At 75.6% G+C, this 18,217-nt stretch carries 22 protein-coding genes, 1 tRNA gene and 1 other RNA gene; 9 read left to right on the top strand and 15 right to left on the bottom strand.

Going from position 1 to position 18,217, the window contains the following annotated elements:
• Entirely contained in the window at positions 1 to 294 is a 294-nt protein-coding gene (locus tag AC1050_RS18285) for a GNAT family N-acetyltransferase (RefSeq protein WP_482388831.1), read from the bottom strand.
• Positions 295 to 320: 26 nt separating this feature from the next.
• Positions 321 to 998: an HAD family hydrolase gene (locus tag AC1050_RS18280; RefSeq protein WP_482388830.1), complete on the bottom strand. Its 678-nt coding sequence runs from the start codon at positions 996 to 998 to the stop codon at positions 321 to 323.
• A gap of 98 nt (positions 999 to 1,096) precedes the next feature.
• Between AC1050_RS18280 and AC1050_RS18275 the strand changes: the two genes are divergently transcribed.
• On the top strand, positions 1,097 to 1,732 hold the full coding sequence (locus tag AC1050_RS18275) for a DUF998 domain-containing protein (RefSeq protein ID WP_482388829.1): 636 nt from the start codon (positions 1,097 to 1,099) through the stop codon (positions 1,730 to 1,732).
• Positions 1,733 to 1,801: 69 nt separating this feature from the next.
• Here AC1050_RS18275 and AC1050_RS18270 read toward each other — a convergent pair whose 3' ends face one another.
• Both AC1050_RS18270 and pgm read right to left on the bottom strand, forming a co-directional pair.
• The gene (locus AC1050_RS18270; RefSeq protein ID WP_482388828.1) at positions 1,802 to 1,966 is read right to left on the bottom strand and encodes a hypothetical protein; all 165 of its coding nucleotides are present in this window, start codon (positions 1,964 to 1,966) and stop codon (positions 1,802 to 1,804) included.
• A 101-nt stretch (positions 1,967 to 2,067) separates the two neighbouring features.
• Positions 2,068 to 3,738: a phosphoglucomutase (alpha-D-glucose-1,6-bisphosphate-dependent) gene (gene pgm, locus AC1050_RS18265; protein WP_482388827.1), complete on the bottom strand. Its 1,671-nt coding sequence runs from the start codon at positions 3,736 to 3,738 to the stop codon at positions 2,068 to 2,070.
• Between the two features lie 77 nt (positions 3,739 to 3,815).
• Between pgm and AC1050_RS18260 the strand changes: the two genes are divergently transcribed.
• The 3 genes from AC1050_RS18260 to AC1050_RS18250 all read left to right on the top strand — a co-directional run bounded on the left by AC1050_RS18260 (position 3,816) and on the right by AC1050_RS18250 (position 6,215).
• Positions 3,816 to 4,637: a DUF5926 family protein gene (locus AC1050_RS18260; RefSeq protein ID WP_482388826.1), complete on the top strand. Its 822-nt coding sequence runs from the start codon at positions 3,816 to 3,818 to the stop codon at positions 4,635 to 4,637.
• 377 nt (positions 4,638 to 5,014) lie between these two features.
• Positions 5,015 to 5,722, top strand: a complete 708-nt coding sequence (locus AC1050_RS18255) for a glycosyltransferase family 2 protein (RefSeq protein ID WP_482388949.1) — start codon at positions 5,015 to 5,017, stop codon at positions 5,720 to 5,722.
• Between the two features lie 118 nt (positions 5,723 to 5,840).
• Positions 5,841 to 6,215 (top strand): VOC family protein, encoded by a 375-nt coding sequence (locus AC1050_RS18250; protein WP_482388825.1) that lies wholly within the window; start codon positions 5,841 to 5,843, stop codon positions 6,213 to 6,215.
• A gap of 118 nt (positions 6,216 to 6,333) precedes the next feature.
• On the opposite strand, the gene AC1050_RS18245 is transcribed toward AC1050_RS18250, so the two are convergent.
• The 9 genes from AC1050_RS18245 to AC1050_RS18205 form a co-directional block, all read right to left on the bottom strand.
• Positions 6,334 to 7,341 carry a hypothetical protein gene (locus tag AC1050_RS18245; protein WP_482388824.1) on the bottom strand — a complete coding sequence of 336 codons (1,008 nt, stop codon included), beginning with the start codon at positions 7,339 to 7,341 and terminating at the stop codon, positions 6,334 to 6,336.
• Positions 7,338 to 8,000 (bottom strand): DUF1345 domain-containing protein, encoded by a 663-nt coding sequence (locus AC1050_RS18240; protein WP_482388823.1) that lies wholly within the window; start codon positions 7,998 to 8,000, stop codon positions 7,338 to 7,340. The genes AC1050_RS18245 and AC1050_RS18240 overlap by 4 nt, the downstream gene beginning before the upstream one ends.
• 37 nt (positions 8,001 to 8,037) lie before the next feature.
• A complete protein-coding gene (locus AC1050_RS18235; RefSeq protein WP_482388822.1) occupies positions 8,038 to 8,616 on the bottom strand; it encodes a zinc-binding dehydrogenase in 579 nt (192 codons plus the stop codon).
• Entirely contained in the window at positions 8,592 to 9,212 is a 621-nt protein-coding gene (locus tag AC1050_RS18230; protein ID WP_482388821.1) for an alcohol dehydrogenase catalytic domain-containing protein, read from the bottom strand. Before AC1050_RS18230 ends, AC1050_RS18235 begins: the two co-directional genes overlap by 25 nt.
• Complete coding sequence (locus tag AC1050_RS18225) at positions 9,209 to 9,697, bottom strand: hypothetical protein (RefSeq protein WP_482388820.1); 489 nt, start codon at positions 9,695 to 9,697, stop codon at positions 9,209 to 9,211. Before AC1050_RS18225 ends, AC1050_RS18230 begins: the two co-directional genes overlap by 4 nt.
• Entirely contained in the window at positions 9,694 to 10,266 is a 573-nt protein-coding gene (locus AC1050_RS18220) for a type 1 glutamine amidotransferase domain-containing protein (RefSeq protein ID WP_482388819.1), read from the bottom strand. The genes AC1050_RS18225 and AC1050_RS18220 overlap by 4 nt, the downstream gene beginning before the upstream one ends.
• Complete coding sequence (locus AC1050_RS18215; RefSeq protein WP_482388818.1) at positions 10,259 to 11,428, bottom strand: glutathione-independent formaldehyde dehydrogenase; 1,170 nt, start codon at positions 11,426 to 11,428, stop codon at positions 10,259 to 10,261. Before AC1050_RS18215 ends, AC1050_RS18220 begins: the two co-directional genes overlap by 8 nt.
• 108 nt (positions 11,429 to 11,536) lie before the next feature.
• A complete protein-coding gene (locus tag AC1050_RS18210; RefSeq protein ID WP_482388817.1) occupies positions 11,537 to 12,136 on the bottom strand; it encodes a helix-turn-helix transcriptional regulator in 600 nt (199 codons plus the stop codon).
• 108 nt (positions 12,137 to 12,244) lie between these two features.
• Positions 12,245 to 12,329: transfer RNA gene (locus tag AC1050_RS18205), tRNA-Ser, on the bottom strand.
• An 81-nt stretch (positions 12,330 to 12,410) separates the two neighbouring features.
• Here AC1050_RS18205 and AC1050_RS18200 point away from each other — a divergent pair.
• Positions 12,411 to 13,139, top strand: coding sequence for an AAA family ATPase (locus AC1050_RS18200; protein ID WP_482388816.1), 729 nt, complete (start codon positions 12,411 to 12,413; stop codon positions 13,137 to 13,139).
• Between the two features lie 50 nt (positions 13,140 to 13,189).
• Here the strand turns inward: AC1050_RS18200 and AC1050_RS18195 are convergent, their stop codons facing one another.
• Together AC1050_RS18195 and AC1050_RS18190 are read right to left on the bottom strand one after the other, a co-directional pair.
• Complete coding sequence (locus AC1050_RS18195) at positions 13,190 to 13,564, bottom strand: roadblock/LC7 domain-containing protein (RefSeq protein WP_482388815.1); 375 nt, start codon at positions 13,562 to 13,564, stop codon at positions 13,190 to 13,192.
• Between the two features lie 32 nt (positions 13,565 to 13,596).
• Complete coding sequence (locus tag AC1050_RS18190) at positions 13,597 to 13,962, bottom strand: hypothetical protein (protein WP_482388814.1); 366 nt, start codon at positions 13,960 to 13,962, stop codon at positions 13,597 to 13,599.
• A 220-nt stretch (positions 13,963 to 14,182) separates the two neighbouring features.
• On the opposite strand from AC1050_RS18190, the gene ffs reads away from it, so the two are divergent.
• The 4 genes from ffs (at position 14,183) to AC1050_RS18170 (ending at position 18,177) form a co-directional block, all read left to right on the top strand.
• An RNA gene (gene ffs / locus AC1050_RS18185) (signal recognition particle sRNA small type) lies at positions 14,183 to 14,279 on the top strand.
• 161 nt (positions 14,280 to 14,440) lie between these two features.
• Positions 14,441 to 15,208 carry an ABC transporter ATP-binding protein gene (locus AC1050_RS18180; RefSeq protein ID WP_482388813.1) on the top strand — a complete coding sequence of 256 codons (768 nt, stop codon included), beginning with the start codon at positions 14,441 to 14,443 and terminating at the stop codon, positions 15,206 to 15,208.
• Between the two features lie 5 nt (positions 15,209 to 15,213).
• Positions 15,214 to 16,578 (top strand): FtsX-like permease family protein, encoded by a 1,365-nt coding sequence (locus AC1050_RS18175; RefSeq protein WP_482388812.1) that lies wholly within the window; start codon positions 15,214 to 15,216, stop codon positions 16,576 to 16,578.
• Positions 16,579 to 16,680: 102 nt separating this feature from the next.
• Positions 16,681 to 18,177, top strand: coding sequence for a serine/threonine-protein kinase (locus tag AC1050_RS18170; RefSeq protein WP_482388811.1), 1,497 nt, complete (start codon positions 16,681 to 16,683; stop codon positions 18,175 to 18,177).
• Positions 18,178 to 18,217: the final 40 nt, after the last annotated feature.

The raw sequence follows: 18,217 nt of genomic DNA, 5'->3' as shown, positions 1-18,217 counted from the left end.
TCACCGCCGGGCGTCGGCCACGAGGTCCGCGTACTCCGGGTGGTCCGCCACGAACGACGCGACGAACGGGCACTGCGGGTCGATCCGGTCTCCCGCCGCGCGGACGGCGTCGAGAGCCTGCTGCACCAGCGTCGACCCGACGCCGTGCCCCTCGTGCCGGGGGTCCACCTCGGTGTGGGTGAACACGACCAGCCCGGGTTCCCGGCGGTACGCCGCGACGCCGAGCACGGTCCCGTCGGCGTCCCGGGCCTCGAAGCGGTCCTGGTCGGGCAGGTCGGTCACGTCGATCGTCATGCCCCGAGTATCGAGCGGGCCACCGCTCAGCGCAGCAGGGCGCCGACCGGCGTGGCGTCCAGGTCGCGCAGCAGCGCGGCGGCGTCCTCGACGACGGTGGCGGCGCCGGCGTCCCGCAGCTCCGCCTCGGACGTGCCGCCCGACAGCACGCCGACGCACACGACGCCCGCCCGCGCGGCCGCCTGCACGTCCCACACCGAGTCGCCGACGAACACGGCGCGGTCCGCCGGCACCCCGGCCAGGTCGAGCGCGGCCTGCACCAGGTCCGGCTCGGGCTTGGCCTCCTCGACGTCCTCCGCGCCGGTGAGCTGGACCAGGTCGTCGACGTCCAGCACGGCGCGGAGCTTCTCGACCTCCTCCGGGGCGGCCGAGGTCGACAGGACGACGTGCAGCCCGCGGTCGGCCAGGGCCCGGACCAGCTCGCGGGCGCCGGCGAACGGGCGGAGCAGGCCGGCCAGCTCCGCGTAGTGCGCGGTGTGCCGCTCCTTGACGTCGTCGGCGAGCCGGTCGGCGTCGTCGCCCAGCAGCTCGTCGAGGAGCCGGCCCGACCCCATGCCGATCCGCCGGTGGATCCGCCAGGCGTCGACGGGGTGGTCCACCTCGGCGAACGCGAGGGTCCACGCGTGCACGTGCAGGAAGTTGGAGTCGACGAGCGTCCCGTCGATGTCGAGCAGGACGGCGGAGGGCGCGGCGCTGTCGGTCATCCCACCGGTCTAGCGGCTCCGCCGCAGGCCCGCGACCCGGCGGCGCCCGCCGGGCCGTCCGCCGGGCGGTCCGCCGGGGGCCGGGCTACCGTGCGGCGGTGCCCGTCCCCGCCGCTCCTGTCGCCGCACGACCCGCGCCCGGCACCACGCGCCCCCGCGGCTGGGCGGTCGCGTCGGCCGTGGTCGCCCCGCTCGCGATGATCGGCGGCTGGACCCTGGCCGCCGCGCTGCAGCGGGGGTTCGACCCGGTGCGCGCCACGATCAGCGAGCTGGCGACGGCGGCGGTCGCGCACCCCGGCGTGATGACCGCGGGCCTGCTGGTGACCGGAGCCGCGCACGTGGTGACCGCCGCCGGCCTGCGGGGCGTGCCGGTGCCGGGCCGGGTGCTGCTCGCGCTCGGCGGCGCGGGGACCGCGGCCGTCGGGCTGCTCCCGGTCGACCTGGTGCCGGCGGCGCACGGCGTCGCCGCGGGCGTGGGGTTCGGTGCCCTGGCGCTGTGGCCCGTGGCGTCGACCCGACGGCAGGGCGCGCGGGTCCTGCGGTCCCCGGTCCCGGCGGTCGCGACCGGGGTGCTGCTGGTCCTGCTCGCCTGGTTCGTCCTGGAGCTGTCGGCCGGCGGCGACCGCGTCGGCCTCAGCGAGCGGGCGGTCGCCGGCGCGCAGTCGCTGACCCCGCTGCTCCTGGTGCTCACCCTGCGCGCGCAGGCCCCGCGCCCGCACGCCCCGCGCCGGTGACAGCGGACGAACGCGCCCGATCCGCGCGGTATGCGCGGCTGTTCGTGCGCTGTCAACGGCGCCGGTCGCTCAGGGGTTGAGGAACGAGGCGGGGTCCTGGTCGCTCGTGCTCGCGTCGGGCATCGAGCGCGACACCTCCTCGTCGCTGATCTCCTCGTCGCGCACCTCGTCCACCTCGGGGTCGACCAGGGCGTCGGGGAGGTTGTCCGGCGTCGTCTCGGCGTGCTCGCTCATCGCGTGCTCCTTCGCTCAGCGGGTGGGGACGTCCACGCTAGGCGCGCGCGTGGCCGCCCGCGCGGCGAGCGCGGACGGCCACGGAGCGGTGCGTGCCGGGCTCAGCCGAGCGCGTCGGAGACGACGTCCTTCGCGGCCTCCTGCACCTGGGCGAGGTGCTCCGGGCTGACGAACGACTCGGCGTAGATCTTGTAGACGTTCTCCGTGCCGGACGGGCGCGCCGCGAACCAGGCGTTCTCCGTCGTCACCTTGAGGCCGCCGATCGGCGCGTCGTTGCCGGGCGCCGACGTGAGCTTGGCCGTGATGTCCTCGCCGGCCAGCGTGGTCGCCGTCACCTGCTCGGGGGACAGCTTCGCGAGCGTGGCCTTCTGCTCGAGCGTGGCCGGGGCGTCGACCCGGGCGTACCAGGACTCGCCGAACCCGGCGACCAGGTCCGCGTGGTGCTGCGACGGCGACTTCCCCGTCGTGGCGAGGATCTCCGAGGCGAGCAGGGCCAGGATGATCCCGTCCTTGTCGGTGGTCCACACCGAGCCGTCGGTGCGCAGGAACGACGCACCCGCCGACTCCTCGCCGCCGAACCCGACGGAGCCGTCCAGCAGGCCCGGGACGAACCACTTGAACCCGACGGGCACCTCGAGCAGCTTCCGGCCGAGGCTGCCGGCGACCCGGTCGATCAGCGAGGACGACACGAGCGTCTTGCCGATCGCGGCGTCGGCGGGCCAGCCGGGGCGGGCGCCGGCGTACAGGTAGCCGATCGCCACGGCGAGGAAGTGGTTCGGGTTCATCAGGCCGGCGTCCGGGGTCACGATGCCGTGCCGGTCGGAGTCCGCGTCGTTGCCGGTGGCGATGTCGTACGGGGCGTCCCCGCCCATCGCCTGCACCAGCGAGGCCATCGCCGACGGCGACGAGCAGTCCATCCGGATCTTGCCGTCCCAGTCGAGCGTCATGAACGACCACTGCGGGTCGACCCGCGGGTTCACGACGGTCAGGTCCAGGCCGTAGCGCTCGGCGATCGCGCCCCAGTACTCGACGGACGCGCCGCCCAGCGGGTCGGCGCCGATCCGCACGCCGGCGGACCGGATCGCGTCCAGGTCCAGCACGTGCCGCAGGTCGTCGACGTACGCGCCGAGGTAGTCGTGCTTGCGGGTGGTGTCGGCGGCCAGCGCCGCGTCCACGCCCACCCGGGCGACCCGGTCCACGCCGCTCGCCAGCAGCTCGTTGGCGCGGTTCGCGATCCAGGACGTCGCCTCGGAGCCGGCCGGCCCGCCGTGCGGCGGGTTGTACTTGAAGCCGCCGTCGCGCGGGGGGTTGTGCGACGGGGTGACGACGATGCCGTCGGCCAGGCCGGGGCCGGTGGCGCGCACCCCCTCGGACGTCGCGGCTCCGTTGTGCAGGAGGATCGCGTGCGACACGGCCGGGGTGGGCGTCCAGGAGTCGCGGGCGTCCACGCGCACCTCGACACCGGCCGCCGCCAGCACCTCCAGCGCGGTCCGCCACGCGGGCTCGGACAGGGCGTGGGTGTCGCGGCCGATGAACAGCGGGCCGTCGGTGCCCTGGCCACGGCGGTACTCGACGATCGCGGCGGTGATCGCCACGATGTGCAGCTCGTTGAACGCGCCGTCCAGGCTCGACCCGCGGTGCCCGCTGGTGCCGAACACCACGCGCTGCGCGGGGTCCTCCAGATCGGGACGGCGGTCGTGGTAGGCGGCGAGCAGCGCCTCCACGTCGACGAGGTCGGACGGCTGGGCGGGGGTTCCGGCGCGCGGGTCCATGGCCCCGATCCTGCCACCGAAGGCCGGTCCGCGGCGGGTTCGCCCCGGCCCCGCCCGGGGTCGGTACGCTGGCGGGCATGCCTTCCTCCGTCGACTTCGTGCTGCGTCCCTTCGAGGGCCTCCCCGGTGAGCCCGACTGGGTCGCCCTGCGCGAGCTGGTGCCCGCCGCCACCGCGACCGCCCGCACCACCGCCGAGCACGGCGCGCGCGACGTGACCGTGACCACCGTCCTGCCCGACGGCTGGGCCGCGCTGCACCGCGCCGACGGCGTCGTGCTGCTCGCCCTGCAGGTGGTCGGCGGCTCCGGCGACGCCAGCCGCGACCTGGCCGCCGCGCTGCTCGAGGCCCTGGACTCCGAGCCGGGCACCGCGATCCAGAACACCGGCCTGGCCGAGCCCGGTCCGCGCCTGCAGGACGTGCTCGACCTGACCGTGCCGTTCGAGGTCACGATCGAGGAGAGCTTCTCCTACTGGATCGCCGCCGACACCGAGATGACGCCGGAGCTCAAGGCGGCCGTCGAGGAGGCCGACGCCGGCGTCGTCGACACCAAGAAGATCGCCGCCGTGGACGCCGCGTACTGGGTGCGGATGGGTGCCCGCGAGTACCTGCGCTGGGCCCAGCCGCACGACGAGCAGCAGGTCATCGACGGCCTCGCCCGGCTGCACGGCCGCCGGGAGTCCGGCTTCGAGGGCGCGAAGTTCATCGGCTACTTCCGGTCCAACGGCCTGGTCGTCCCCGTGTGGGAGCTGGCCCGGGGCAGCGAGGCGGAGGACGTCGAGGCGCCGCTCGCCGCCTTCGCGCCCGCGTTCGAGGCCGCGCTGGCCGACACCGAGCCGCTCGACGCGAACGCCCGCCGCGCCCGCGCCGGCATCGTCGCCCGGCAGGTCACGCTCCGCTGACGTGTCACGCACAGGCCGCCACCCCGCTGGCTCGGGGTGGCGGCCTGTGCCGTACCTGCACCGAGTCCGGCACCGAGCCGGCACGGACCCGCAGGTGGCGGCCTCGCGGTGCGGATGTGACCGTCCGGTGCAGCCCCCGCGTGTCCCGGCCGCACGGGACGCGACGGGCCCCGGCGGTCAGTAGGCTGTCGCAGGTGACGGGCGAGGCGGAGGACACGACCGAGGGACGACCGGTCGCTGACCGACCTGCCCAGGACCCGACGCCCCCCGCGGGCCGCGCGCCCCGGGCTCCGCGCCGCGGGAAGCCGCAGCAGCCCGCGCCGCTCGAGACCGCGACCACCACCGCGCGCACCGGACGGACCCGGCAGCGCGTCGCCGTGGTGATCCCCGCCAAGGACGAGTCGCGGCGGATCGCCGCCACGGTCCGGTCCGCCCGGGCCATCCCGCACGTCGACCTCGTGCTCGTCGTCGACGACGGCTCCGAGGACAACACCCAGCACGTCGCCCGCGAGGCCGGCGCCGTCGTGGTCCGGCACTCGCACAACCGCGGCAAGGCCGCCGCGATGGAGACCGGTGCCGCCGTCGTGGCCATGCGCGACGCCCCGGACCGCCCGCCGCGCCTGCTGCTGTTCATCGACGGCGACCTCGGCGACACCGCCGTCAACACCGCGCCGCTCGTGCCGCCGGTGCTCGAGGGGACCGCGGACGTCGCCATCGCCCTGCTGCCGCCGCAGCCCGGCGCCGGCGGGCGCGGCATCGTCGTGGGCGCGGCCCGGCGGGCGATCCAGTCGATGACCGGCTGGACGCCCACGCAGCCGCTGTCCGGCATGCGCTGCCTGACCCGCGAGGCCTTCGAGGCCGCCACGCCGCTGGCCCGCGGCTGGGGCGTCGAGACGGGCATGACCATCGACCTGCTGCGCAAGGGCTTCGTCGCCGTCGAGGTGCCGTGCGACCTGCGGCACCGGCCGTCGGGCAGCGACCTGCGCGGGCAGATGCACCGCGCGGCGCAGTACCGCGACGTGCAGCTGGCCGTCGCGGCGCGCCGGCTCCGTTCGGTCGGCGGGTCCCGGCGCCCCACGGCCTGACCCACCGGGCTCGCGCGAGGCTCTCCGCACCCTGGTCCTCGGACCGGGCCGACCCCTACGCTGGCGGGAGCTGATCCTGCAGCGGCGCAGGGTCGCCCGCCTCGGGGGAGAGCTGGTCATGGCACACGGCGACATCACGCACATCGACATCCCGGTCGACGACATGGAGCGCGCGAAGGCGTTCTACAGCGGGCTGTTCGGCTGGGAGATCCAGGAGATGCCCGGGTACGAGGGCTACCCGATGTGGCGGGCGCCGAACCAGATCAGCGGCGGCGGCCTCGCGCCCCGGGACGACAGCCTCGACCGGCCGCGGTCCTACGTCGAGGTCGACTCGATCGACGACGTGCTCGCGAAGGTGACCGAGGCCGGCGGCAGGGTCGTCCTCCCGCGCACCGAGATCAGCCCGACCAGCTGGTGGGCGGCGTTCGTGGACACCGAGGGGAACGAGATCGGGCTGTACGAGGGGACGTCCGAGGCTGACGGGGTGGAGTAGGGCGCCGGGCTCTCGGGGCCGCCGGCCACCTGGTCCTCGGACCGGGCCGACCCGGCGGACGGACGGTGCAGGCGCGCCGGCTCGGCGGGCCGGTCGACGCGGGTCCTGAGCCCGGCCCTCAGCCCCCGCGTCGCGCGAGCCGGCTGCGGCGCTCCTGCTCGCGCTTCGAGTACGCCGCGGTCCGGATCGCCTCGTCCGACTCCAGGCCGGAGCCGAGGCCGCCGCCGACCGTCGCCGCCGACGCGACGAACCACGCGAGCAGGACGAGGTCGCCGTAGCCCAGCGTGGTGCCGAGGTACCCGCCCATCACGTCGGGGTCCAGCACGAACAGGGCCCAGGCCAGGTTGACCACGAAGAGCCCGAGGTAGGAGATCAGCACCCCGGCGGTCAGCGTCGCGACCGTCGAGACGTTGTAGAGGCGGGAGCGGTCGCGGGCCTCGGGCGAGCCGTCGTCCGGCCGGTCCCACAGGCCGCCGTCGACCACGAGCCACGCCACCACGACCGCGACGGAGGCGATCGTCGCCACGACGAGCCGCCACGTCGAGAGCGAGCCGGCGAGGAGCCACACGGTGGAGTTGATGGTGGCGACGGCACCGGTCGCCAGCGCGGCGACGAGCGCGGACTTCAGGCCGGGCACGAGGAGCCACGGCCGGTTGGCGAGCACCATGCCCGTCAGCAGCCGGAGGCGGCTGCCGGGACGCGGGACCCGGACGTCCTGGTCCCCGGACGCGGTCGCGTCGGCCAGCCCGCTGACGAGCGCCCGCACCGCACGGCGCGTGCGCGCGTGGAGGCGGAGCCCGCCCAGAGCGGGCAGCGACAGGACCGCCGTGCGGCGCCGTGCGTCCGTCGTGGCCAGCAGGTACCGGCCGTCGTCGTCCCGCAGCGGGAGCTCCGTGAGGCCGACGACGACGTCCCACCCGTGCCGGTGCGCGTGGTCCTCCAGCCGCTCGACTGCGGTGCCGACGTCCTCGGAGTCCGTGGTGAACGGCTCGCTGACGACCTCGACGTCCCACGTGGCGTCGGCATCGTCCCCGGGCGGGCCGAGGTCCTCCAGGCGGCGCGCGATCTCGGTGGGCGATTCCGGGTCCGCCACCAGGCCGACGTGGACCGGTTCCGTCGCGGTCATCCCTGCTGCCCCAGGTTGGTGACCAGGTTGACGGCGACGGCGATCACGACCGTCCCGAACAGGTAGGACAGCAGCGCGTGCGCGAGGGCGACCTTGCGGATCGGCGTGGTGCCGATCTGCGTGTCCGGGACCGCGAAGCTCATGCCTACCGTGAACGCGAGGTAGGCGAAGTCGCTGTAGGCCGGCGGCTCCTCCTGGCCGAACTCGATGCCGCCGTCCCCGCCCGAGTAGTACAGCCGGGCGAACTTCAGGGCGAAGACCGTGTTCACCAGCGCCCACGACAGGATCACCACCTGCACCCCGAGGATCACGGTCACCACCCCGACGGCGTCGCCGCTGCTGGAGCGGACGAGCGCCTCCGCGACGGCGGCGAGGCTCACCACGGCCGCGCCCAGGACGAAGGTGTCGGTGACGCGCGTGCGCGCCTCGTCCTCCGCGAGCTGCTTGGTGCCCGCCGCGTCGCGCGGCCAGCTGATCCGCCACACCCACACCAGCGCGGCGCCGGCGGTGACGGCCCAGCCGGCGAGCACCGCGATCTCCGGGACGCCCGCGACCACGGCGACCGCCGCCACGAGCAGCCCGCCGCCGAAGCAGACCAGCAGCCGGCGCGAGGACAGGATGGTCGGCGACGCACCGGTCCTGCCGCGGTGCGCGCTCACCCGCGTGCCCGCGGCCGCCCGGACGGCGCCCGGTGCCTCACGTGCCGGGACGGAACACCGCGCGGACGCACCCGTCCTCCTTGTTCTTGAACATCCGGTAGCCCGTCGGACCGTCGTCCAGCGACATCACGTGGGTGGCGAGGTGCTCGGTGGTGACCTCGCCCCGGCTCATCCGGTCGAGGATCTCCGGGATGTAGCGGTGCCCGTGCTGCTGGGCGCCGCGCAGGGTGAGCGCCTTGTTCATCACGGCGCCGAGCGGGAACTTGTCCACCAGCCCGGCGAACACGCCGAGCGTGAACACCGTCCCGCCCTTCCGGCACGCGTAGATCGCCTCGCGCACAGCCGCCGGCCGGTCGGTCTGCAGTCGCATCTGCTGCTTCACCTGGTCGTACACGTGCTGCAGACCCGGGGTGTGCGCCTCCATCCCCACCGCCTCGATGCAGACGTCGGGGCCGCGACCACCGGTCGTCTCCCGCAGCTCGCCCAGGACGTCGACCTGCTCGTAGTCGAGGGTCTCGGCCCCGACGTGCGTCCGGGCCTGCGCCAGTCGGTTGTCGTACCGGTCGATCACGATCACCCGCTCGGCGCCCATCAGGGACGCGGCGCGCGCCGCCATTGGCCCACCCCGCCCGCGCCCCAGACCGCCACGACGTCGCCCGGCTGCACGCCGGCCTGGTGCGCACCGGTCCACCCGGTGGGCGCCGCGTCGGAGGCGAACAGGGCCCGCTCGTCCGGGACGCCGTCCGGGATCGGGAACGCCCCCTGGTCGGCGTACGGCACGCGGATGTACGGCGCGTGGCTCCCCGCCCAGCCGCCGAGCGCGTGCGAGTACCCGTAGCAGCCGCCGATGGACTGGCCCCACAGGGCCTCCGTCATCCCCGGGTTGGGGTTGCCGTTGTCGCACAGCGACCACAGCCCCTGGCGGCAGTACCAGCACCGCCCGCAGCTGGTGAAGGAGACGACGACCACGCGGTCGCCCACGTGGTGCTTCGTCACCCCCCGGCCGACCTCCGCCACCGTCCCCATGAACTCGTGCCCGAGGACGTCGCCCGCGCGCATTGCGGGGACGTACCCGCCCATGAGGTGCAGGTCGGAGCCGCAGGTCGCGGACAGGCCGACCTGCAGGATGAGGTCGTGGTCGTTGAGGATCCGGGGCTCCGGGACGTCCTCGACACCGATCTCGTTGACGCCCCGCCACGTGACCGCCTTCATCGCACACCGCCCTTCGGTGCCACCCGGGTCCACGACTCGAGCAGGGCGCCGCCGGGCGTCCGCGTGCGCTCGCCGTGCGGCACCGGGTCCACCGCGAGCACCTCGCCGACCTCGATCAGCTGCTTGGCCCGGCGCAGGGCGGACCGCAGGTCGGCCTCCGGGTCGCGGCCGCTCAGCCTGCTGCCCGGCGTCCCCGCAGAGCGGTGGTCGCGGAGCCGGGCCGCCAGCTCCGTGCCCTTGCCGCCCGGCGCCGGGCGGACGCGGACCTCGATGCGTCGGTCCAGGTCGGCCAGCGGCGCGGGCAGCCGTGCCGTGTCGACGTCGGACGGGTCGCAGGCCAGCGTCACGGCGAGCCACCCCGACCCCGCCCGACCCGCTGCACCGCGCCGCGTGGTGGCGGGGACGACCGCCGACCGCACGGCACGGACGACGCCTCCGCCCGCACGGAGCGCGAGCGACCCGAGGTCCTCGACCAGCGACGTCATGACCCGGCCCCCGCTCCGGTCGCCGGGGCCCGCGCGAACTCCTGGACGATCCGCTCGCAGAACGCGGGGAGGTCGTCCGGCGACCGGCTGGTCGTCAGGTTGCCCTCGGTGACGACCTGCTCGTCGACCACCTCGGCGCCGGCGTTGCGCAGGTCGGTGCGCACGCTCGGCCACGAGGTGAGCCGGCGACCCCGTACGACGTCGGCCTCCACCAGCGTCCACGGCCCGTGGCAGATCGACGCGACCGGCTTGCCCGACCGGACGAAGTCCCCGACGAACCGCACGGCGTCGGGGTCCGTCCGGAGCTTGTCCGGGTTCACCGTCCCGCCCGGCAGCAGCAGCGCGGCGTAGTCGTCCACCGACGCGGCGGAGACGAGCCCGTCCACCGGGAACGTGCCCGCGTCCGCCAGGTCATGGTCGCGCGCCTGGATCTCGCCGTCGGCGAGGGAGAGCAGGACCGTGCGCGCACCCGCGTCGTCCAGCGCCCGGCGCGGCTGCTCGAGCTCCACGCGTTCCACCCCGTCCGCCGCGAGGACCGCGACCGTCCGTCCCGCCAGCTCGTCAGCCACGACGCGCCTCCTCACCCGTCGTCGACGGGTGCAGGACGACCTTCGTCCAGCCGTCGTCCCGGTTGTCGAAGTGCTCGTAGGCCCCCGGGGCCTCGTCCAGGGACAGCTCGTGGCTCACGATGAACGACGGCTCCGCCTTGCCGCCGGCGATCAGGTCGCGCAGCTGCCGGTTGTACTTCTTGACCGGCGCCTGGCCGCTGCCGATCTTCTGGCCCTTGAACCAGAACAGGCCGAAGTCGAACGCCAGCCGGCCCTGCTTGGCCAGCTCGTCGCCGGCCCCGGGGTCCTCGGGCACGAAGACGCCCACGGTGCCGATCCGTCCGGTGAACCGGACGGAGGCGACCAGGCGGTTCATCGTCAGGTTGGGGCGCTCCTCGCCGTCGGGCTCGTGCGCCTGGTAGCCGACGCACTCGCAGCCGTTGTCCGCACCCAGGCCCATCGTCTGGTCGAGCACGGCCTGCACCGGGTCGACCGCGGAGTCGTCGATGGCGATCGCCCCGATCGACTCCGCCAGCCGCAGCCGGTCCGGCTGGCGGTCGACCACCATGACCTTGCTCGCGCCGCGGATCGTCGCCGACAGGGCGGCCATCAGCCCGACCGGCCCGGCGCCGTAGATCACCGTCTGGTCGCCGGGCCGCACGCCGGCCATCTCGGTGGCGTGGTAGCCGGTGGGGAAGATGTCCGCGAGCATCACGTAGTCGGTCTGCCGCTCCTCGGCGTCCTCCCCGAGCCGCAGGCAGTTGAAGTCGCCCCAGGGCACCCGCAGCAGCTCGGCCTGGCCCCCGCCGTACGGGCCCATGTCCGCGAAGCCGTACGCGGCACCGGCTAGGGCCGGCTCCGGCTGCGCGGTCAGGCAGTAGTTGGTGAGCTGCCGCTCGCAGTTCTTGCAGTGCCCGCACGCGATGTTGAACGGGAGGACGACCCAGTCGCCCACCCGGACCTTGTCGACGCCGTCGCCGACCTCGACGACCTGGCCCAGGTTCTCGTGCCCGAACCACCGGCCGGGCTCGAAGTCCGTCCGGCCCTCGTACATGTGCAGGTCGGAGCCGCAGATGTTCGCCGACGTGATCCGCACCAGGACGTCGGTCGGCCGCTCGACCCGGGCGTCCGGGACGTCCTGGACGCTGACCTGCCGCGGTCCGTCGTACACGACTGCCTTCATGATCGCTCCCCGTCGTGGGATCCCGCCGCCCGTATCAGGTCGCGGTCCCTTCATTGGACCCGGCGTACCGCGCGGTGGGTATCGGCAGAACTGCCGATCCTGCGTGGCTCAGGGCTGCGGGACCGCCGGGACGTAGAGACCCTCCCGCTCCGCGCGCACCGCGGCGAGCGTCCGCGTCGCGGCACCGAGCTTCACGAGCAGGTGCTCGACGTGCGCGGCGACCGTGCGCGGCGCCACGACGAGCACGCGGGCGATCTCGTGGTTGGAGCAGCCGTCGACCACGAGCCCCAGCACCTCGAGCTCACGGGGGGTCAGCCCGTGCACGACAGGGCCGGGCGACAGCAGCACCGCACCACCCCCGCGCCCCGGTGCGTCCGCAGGCGCGGACAGGACCGTCACCCGTGCGTGGCCGCGGGGGGCGTGCCAGCCGCCGAGGGGCCAGAGGAACGACGAGTACACCTGGCCCGCCGCGATGCGCGCGCACGCGACGGCGAGGACGGGAGACCCCGGGGCGAGCAGGGGGTCACCCGGGACGCCTGGCAGCGGCTGGGTCCGGCCGTCCGTGCGCACGAGGGCTCCCGCCGTCACCTCCCGGACCAGGCTCGCGGCGGTGAGGAGCGCATCCAGCGGTCGACGAGCACGCGTGCCGAGGACGCCGGGGGCAGCCACGGCGAAGTGCGCGGGACCGGCACGGTCGGACTGGGGCACGGTGCTGTCGCCTCCCCCTGGGCAGCAGCGGGCCGACGAGGACGAGCGCCTCCGGGGACGACGAAGGGCCCGTGACCAGCGCTGACGCGGTCACGGGCCCTTCACCTGCGGAGGATGGGGGATTCGAACCCCCGAGGGCTCTCACCCAACACGCTTTCCAAGCGTGCGCCATAGGCCACTAGGCGAATCCTCCCGGCCGTAAGAGGGTACCTGAGTCCGACCCGTGCCCGGTAACCGGCCCCCGGGGCCCGCCCGCTGTGGTGGGCTGGACCCCGTGCGACCTCGTGACCTGCCCGTCCGCCGCGTGCGCGCCGACGACCGCGAGCCGGTCCCCGCCGGTGCCTGGTTCGCCCGGGTGCCCGCCGTGGCGCAGGTCCTGCGGGACGGGTGGGAGCTCGGCCCGGCGACGGTGCTGGTCGGGGAGAACGGCGCCGGCAAGTCCACGCTGGTCGAGGCGCTGGCCATGGCCTTCGGCATGGGCGCCGAGGGCGGGTCGACGGGGGCGCGCAACCAGACGCGGGCGTCGGAGTCGGGGCTGTCGGAGCACCTGCTGCTCGAGCGCGGTGCGGGGACGCCACGGCGCGGGTTCTTCCTGCGGGCCGAGACGATGCACGGCTTCTACACCTACCTGGAGGCGAACCCCGGGACGGCGCCCGATCCCGTGTTCCACGAGATGTCGCACGGGGAGTCGTTCCTCGAGGTGGTCACGTCGCGGATGGTCCGGCCCGGGTTCTACGTGCTCGACGAGCCGGAGTCGGCCCTGTCGTTCACGGGGTCGCTGGCCCTGCTGGCGCACCTGCGCAGGCTGGTCGCCGGCGGGTCGCAGGTGCTGCTGTCGACCCACTCGCCGGTGCTGGCCGCGCTGCCGGGCGCGCAGGTCCTGGAGGTCGGCGAGCACGGGCTGCGGGAGACGCCGTGGGACGAGACCGACCTGGTCCTGTCCTGGAGGGGGTTCCTCGACGCGCCGGAGCGCTACCTGCGCCGGCTGGACGACGGGGACTGAGCGCAGCCGGCGCGGCAGGCGCCGCGGGCACGGCCGCCCCGACCCGGGGGTCAGACGACCGCGCCGTCCAGCGCCAGCAGGTTCTCGACCTGCGGGGCGATGGCCCGCTGCAGCAGCACCAGGTTCACCTGCGGCTCCACCACGACGGCGAGCGCGAACCGGTCGCCCACGGGGGTGACCAGCACGGCGCCCTCGTCGGTGCGCACGGTGCAGGTGGCGAGGCCGTGCAGGTCCGCTCCGGCCGCCGTGTGGTGCGCCATCTCCAGGCAGTGCACCACCAGGGCGGCGAACCGGTCCCGGTCCTGCTCGGGGCCGTCGTCGCTGAACGGCGTCCCGTCGCGCTGCACGAGGATGACGCGACGGATCCCCTCGATGGCGTGCCGGAGGCTGGCAGCCACCTGCAGCCCGTTCTGGCGGATGATCATGCCGCGCTGTCTCCTCGTCCGTGCGCCGTCGGTCAGATGGCCAGCTCACGCTCCAGGTTGAGCAGCTGCCGGCGGGCCATCGCGAGGTTCGCGCGGCTGCGGTCGAGCACCAGGTACAGGAACAGGCCCTGGCCGTTGGCGCTCTGCAGCAGGCGGATGAGGTGCAGCTGCGTGGTCAGGGTGATGAGGATGTCCTCGATGCCGTCCTGCAGGCCGAGCGACTGCAGCGTGCGGAACTTGGCGCGGACGACGTCGGTGTTGCCGGCGGCCGCGAGGTCCAGGTCCATGCCGCCGCCGGCGGAGCCGAGGGTCATGCCGGAGTCGAAGTCGACGAGCGCGACGGCGGTCGCGCCCTCGATCGCCATGGCCGCGGTCAGGGTGGAGTCGACGGTAGCCACTCAGGTGCCTTTCGCATGCGGCGGCCAGCGGCCACCGGGGTCGGTTCGGGGGGTGGCGGCCCGCACCGGTCCGGTGGTGCCGCACTCAGCCGTATCGACAGGTGGGACGACCTGCTGAACCGGTCGGACGGGTGATCCGACCTGCACGGACGGGTGCCGGTCCCGTGCGCCCGGTCCGACGACGCGTCGGAGGACCCGGGCTCGCTGCGTTATCCTGGTGCCAGACCCCTCGTGCGGCGTCATCTCGCTGAACCCCCCCAGGGCCGGAAGGCAGCAAGGGCAGGCGAGCTCTGGCGGGTGTGCGGGGGGTCCTCGCATGCCCGGACCGGCCCGCACATGACGGCTCGCGTGCGACCTCCGGCGTCCACCCCCGGGCGGACGCCGCCGTCCGGGTCCCACCGCGGTCGCACGCCGACGCCGGCCAGGACGCCACCGGGGGCCGACGCGGCGCCCGCCCCGTCCCGGCGACGCTGGACGCATGAGCCACGAGACCCCCGCCCAGCCCTGGGGCGCACCGGCCGGGACCACGCGCCCCGTCGCGCCCGCACCGGCCCCGGCCGCCACCCCGCGCCTGCAGGCCCGTGGGCTGGTGCGGCGGTTCGGCGCCACCACCGCGCTCGCCGGCGTGGACCTCGACGTCGCACCGGGGGAGTCGGTCGCCGTGATGGGCCCGTCCGGGTCCGGCAAGTCGACGTTGCTGCACTGCCTCGCGGGCATCCTCGTGCCCGACGCCGGCACGGTGGCGCTGTCGGGCCGGACGCTGCACGACCTGGACGAGCGGCAGCGGTCGCTGGTGCGCCGCCGGCAGTACGGGTTCGTGTTCCAGTTCGGCCAGCTGCTGGCGGAGCTGCCGGCGGTGGAGAACGTGGCGCTGGCCCCGATGCTGCTCGGCACGCCGCGCCGGGAGGCGACCGAGCTCGCCGGGCGGTGGCTCGCGTCGCTGGGGCTCGCGGGGATGGAGGGCCGTCGTCCGGGCGAGCTGTCCGGTGGCCAGGCGCAGCGGGTCGCGGTGGCACGGGCGCTGATCACCGGGCCGGAGGTGGTGTTCGCCGACGAGCCGACCGGCGCGCTGGACCAGGCCACCGGCCACGAGGTCATGCGGGTGCTGACCGAGACCACCCGGCTCGCGGGCGCCTCCCTGGTGCTGGTGACGCACGACGCCGACGTCGCCGCGTGGTGCGACCGCCGGGTCGAGGTGCGCGACGGTCGCGTGGTGTCCGACGTCCGCCGGGACGGTGCGCGGTGAGGGCGGTGCTCGCGCTCGCAACCGGGCTGCGGCGCGCGGGCGGGCGGGACCAGGTCCTGACCACGGCGCTCGCGGTGGCGGCGTTCGCCGTGATGACGGCCCTGACGCTGTCCGTGATCGGCGGCCTGCTGGGGTTCCTCGACCGCGCCGCGCACCCCGGCGGCGCCTACCAGCGGGAGAACGGCGAGTTCTACGTGGTGCTCGCGTGGACCGCGGTGGTGCTGCTGGTGGTGCCGCTGCTGACCCTCGGCGGGTCGGCGGCCCGGCTCGGGGTGGCGCGCCGCGACGCCCGGCTCGCGACGCTGCGGCTGCTCGGGGTCACCCCGCGCGAGGTGGTGGCGCTGACCGTCGTCGAGACGGCGTGGCAGGGCCTGCTCGGCGCGCTGGCCGGCGTCCTCGGCTACGTCGCGCTGCTGCCGGTCTGGACCCGGGTGCCGTTCCAGGGATCGACGTTCTCGGCGGGGGAGCTGTGGGTCGGCTGGTCGGTGCTCGTCGCCGCGTGCGCGGTGGTGCCCGCGCTCGCGGTGGTCAGCGGCGTCGTGTCGCTGCGCCGGGTGGTGGTGTCACCGCTCGGAGTGGCCCGCCGGCAGACCCCGCCGGGGCTGCGGGGGGTCCGCGCGGTGCTGGCCGTGGTGGCGATGGGCGGGTTCATGGTCGTCACGTCGGCGCTCGGCGCGTTCGGGGCGGCCGCGATCGCGTTCGGCGTCGGCTCGCTGGCGCTCGGGTTCGGCGCGCTGAACCTGGTCGGCCCCTGGGTGCTGGGCCTGCTCGGCCGCCTGCGGGCCCGCAGGGCGCGGACGCCCGCGCAGCTGCTCGCGGCCCGGCGCCTGGTGGACGACCCGCGCGCCACGTGGCGGGTGGTCGGGGGCCTGGGCCTGGCCGGGTTCGTCGCCGGGGCGCTCGCGGTGGTGCCGATGATCGCGGGCGCCACCCCGGCCGACGCGACGCCGGCGGAACGCGCCGCGAACGAGGTCCTCGCCGGCGACCTGATGCGCGGCGCGCTGCTCACGCTGACCATCACGTTCCTGGTGGCGGCGGCCTCGGCGGGCATCACGCAGGCGGCGTCGGTGCTGGACCGGCGCCGGGAGCTCGCCCTGCAGGTGCTGGCCGGGACACCGGTGGCGCTGCTCGACTCCGTGCGCCGCCGGGAGGTGCTGGTGCCGATGCTGACGGTGGGCGTCGGGTCGGCGGCCGCCGCGGTGGTGATGATGTCGCCGGTGCTGGGGTTCGCCGGCGTCACGGACCCCGGTGGGCTGCTCCTGCTGCTCGGCTGCCTCACGGGCGGGTGCCTGCTGGTGCTCGGTGCCACCGAGATCAGCCGGCCGCTGCTGCGCTCGGTGCTCGCGGAGACCCGGGTGCGACCGGACTGACACGTCACCCGGACCGGTGACGTGCAGCACCCCGGGCCCGCTCGACGCGCGCATCCGCCGGTCCGCGGCGATCCTGGAGGCTCGGCGTCCAGGAGGTCCAGCGTGAGCGAGCAGCCCGAGGTGGCGACCGCGCCCGCGTTCGGCACCCCTGCGGGGCTCGGCCCGCGCCCGCGGGGCACCGCGCTCCCGGCCGGGACGGTGCTCGGCGAGCGGTACGTGCTGGCCGACCGGCTCGGGCAGGGCGGCATGGCCGAGGTCTACCGGGCGCGCGACTCCGTCCTGGGGCGCGAGGTCGCCGTGAAGGTGTTCCACCCCGCGGCCGCCGGGACCGGGGACGACCCGCGGCACGGCGCCGAGATGCGGCTGCTCGCGCGCCTCAGCCACCCCGGCCTGGTCATGATGCTGGACGCGGGCACCACCGAGCTGCCCGACGGCGAGCCGCAGGACTTCCTGGTGATGGAGCTGGTCCGCGGTCCCTCGCTCGCCGCGCGCATCGCGCAGGGGCCGATGCCGGTGGAGGAGGCCGCGCTGGTCGGGGTGCACGTCGCCGAGGCGCTGGCGTACATCCACGACCAGGGCGTCGTGCACCGCGACGTGAAGCCCGCCAACATCCTGCTGCCGTCGGCGGACCTGGCGGGCAGCACCGCGCCGTGGGTCAAGCTGACCGACTTCGGCATCGCCCGGGCCCGGACGGACGAGTCCCTGACGAGCACGGGCGAGCTGCTCGGCACGCCGCCGTACCTCAGCCCGGAGCAGGCGACCGGCGGGCGGCTGACCTCCGAGTCCGACGTGTACGCGCTCGGGCTGGTGCTCGTCGAGTGCCTGACCGGCGAGCGCGCGTTCCCCGGCGACGCGCTCGCCTCGGCCGTGGCCCGGCTGCACCAGCCGGTGCCCGTGCCGGAGCGGTTCGGCCCCCGCTGGGCGGAGCTGATCGGCGCGATGACCGCGCTCGACCCGCTGGACCGGCTCACCGCCACGACGGCGGCGGAGGAGCTGCGGGCGCTGCTGCGGCCCGCCGCCGTGGGCGTCGGCCCGGTCGCCGGCGACATCGGCACGGTGCCCTTCCCCGTGGTCGAGCTGCCGCGCCTCGATCTGCCCGCAGACGTGCCCGCCGCCCCGGACGGCCCGACGACCCGGCGGCAGCTCCGGCCGCACCGGGACCAGCGCCGGCGGCGCGCGCGGGCCCTCGTCGTGGCGGCGGCCGCCCTGGCCGGGACGGCGTCGGTGCTGCTGGGCTACGACGCCCTGAGCGCGGAGACGCCGCAGGCCGGGCCGCCGGCGAGCACCGAGCAGGCGACGACCGAGCCGGCGGACGGGTCCGGGACCACCTCGGTGGCGACCGTCCCCGTCCCCGACGAGGCGGTCGCCGAGCCCCAGCCGGTGGCCGAGGGCGCGCAGGCCCCGCAGGTGCAGACCGTGGTGGAGCAGCCGGCCGCCGAGCAGCCGGCGCCCGAGGTGGTGACCGAGCGCGAGGCGACCCCGCCCACCGGTGGCCCCGGCCCGGCGGCGAACGCGAACGAGCGCGCCCACGCGAACGCCGCGGAGCGTGCGGGGCGCCAGGCCTCGGGGAAGCCCGCGCCCGGTCCCGACGCGGGCTGAGACGCCCCGACCCGGGCCGCCGCGCCGGGGCTACCGTGCC

The sequence above is a fragment of the Cellulomonas sp. NEAU-ZC6 genome, from assembly GCF_056844425.1.
This window is presented reverse-complemented; position numbering and strand designations above follow the sequence as displayed.

Bases quoted from the DNA above. Each gene is read 5' to 3' on its own strand.
- AC1050_RS18285 (WP_482388831.1), bottom strand. From the start codon at position 294: ATGACGATCGACGTGACCGACCTGCCCGACCAGGACCGCTTCGAGGCC.
- AC1050_RS18280 (WP_482388830.1), bottom strand. From the start codon at position 998: ATGACCGACAGCGCCGCGCCCTCCGCCGTCCTGCTCGACATCGACGGG.
- AC1050_RS18270 (WP_482388828.1), bottom strand. From the start codon at position 1,966: ATGAGCGAGCACGCCGAGACGACGCCGGACAACCTCCCCGACGCCCTG.
- pgm (WP_482388827.1), bottom strand. From the start codon at position 3,738: ATGGACCCGCGCGCCGGAACCCCCGCCCAGCCGTCCGACCTCGTCGAC.
- AC1050_RS18260 (WP_482388826.1), top strand. From the start codon at position 3,816: ATGCCTTCCTCCGTCGACTTCGTGCTGCGTCCCTTCGAGGGCCTCCCC.
- AC1050_RS18250 (WP_482388825.1), top strand. From the start codon at position 5,841: ATGGCACACGGCGACATCACGCACATCGACATCCCGGTCGACGACATG.
- AC1050_RS18245 (WP_482388824.1), bottom strand. From the start codon at position 7,341: ATGACCGCGACGGAACCGGTCCACGTCGGCCTGGTGGCGGACCCGGAA.
- AC1050_RS18235 (WP_482388822.1), bottom strand. From the start codon at position 8,616: ATGGCGGCGCGCGCCGCGTCCCTGATGGGCGCCGAGCGGGTGATCGTG.
- AC1050_RS18230 (WP_482388821.1), bottom strand. From the start codon at position 9,212: ATGAAGGCGGTCACGTGGCGGGGCGTCAACGAGATCGGTGTCGAGGAC.
- AC1050_RS18225 (WP_482388820.1), bottom strand. From the start codon at position 9,697: ATGACGTCGCTGGTCGAGGACCTCGGGTCGCTCGCGCTCCGTGCGGGC.
- AC1050_RS18215 (WP_482388818.1), bottom strand. From the start codon at position 11,428: ATGAAGGCAGTCGTGTACGACGGACCGCGGCAGGTCAGCGTCCAGGAC.
- AC1050_RS18195 (WP_482388815.1), bottom strand. From the start codon at position 13,564: ATGATCATCCGCCAGAACGGGCTGCAGGTGGCTGCCAGCCTCCGGCAC.
- AC1050_RS18180 (WP_482388813.1), top strand. From the start codon at position 14,441: ATGAGCCACGAGACCCCCGCCCAGCCCTGGGGCGCACCGGCCGGGACC.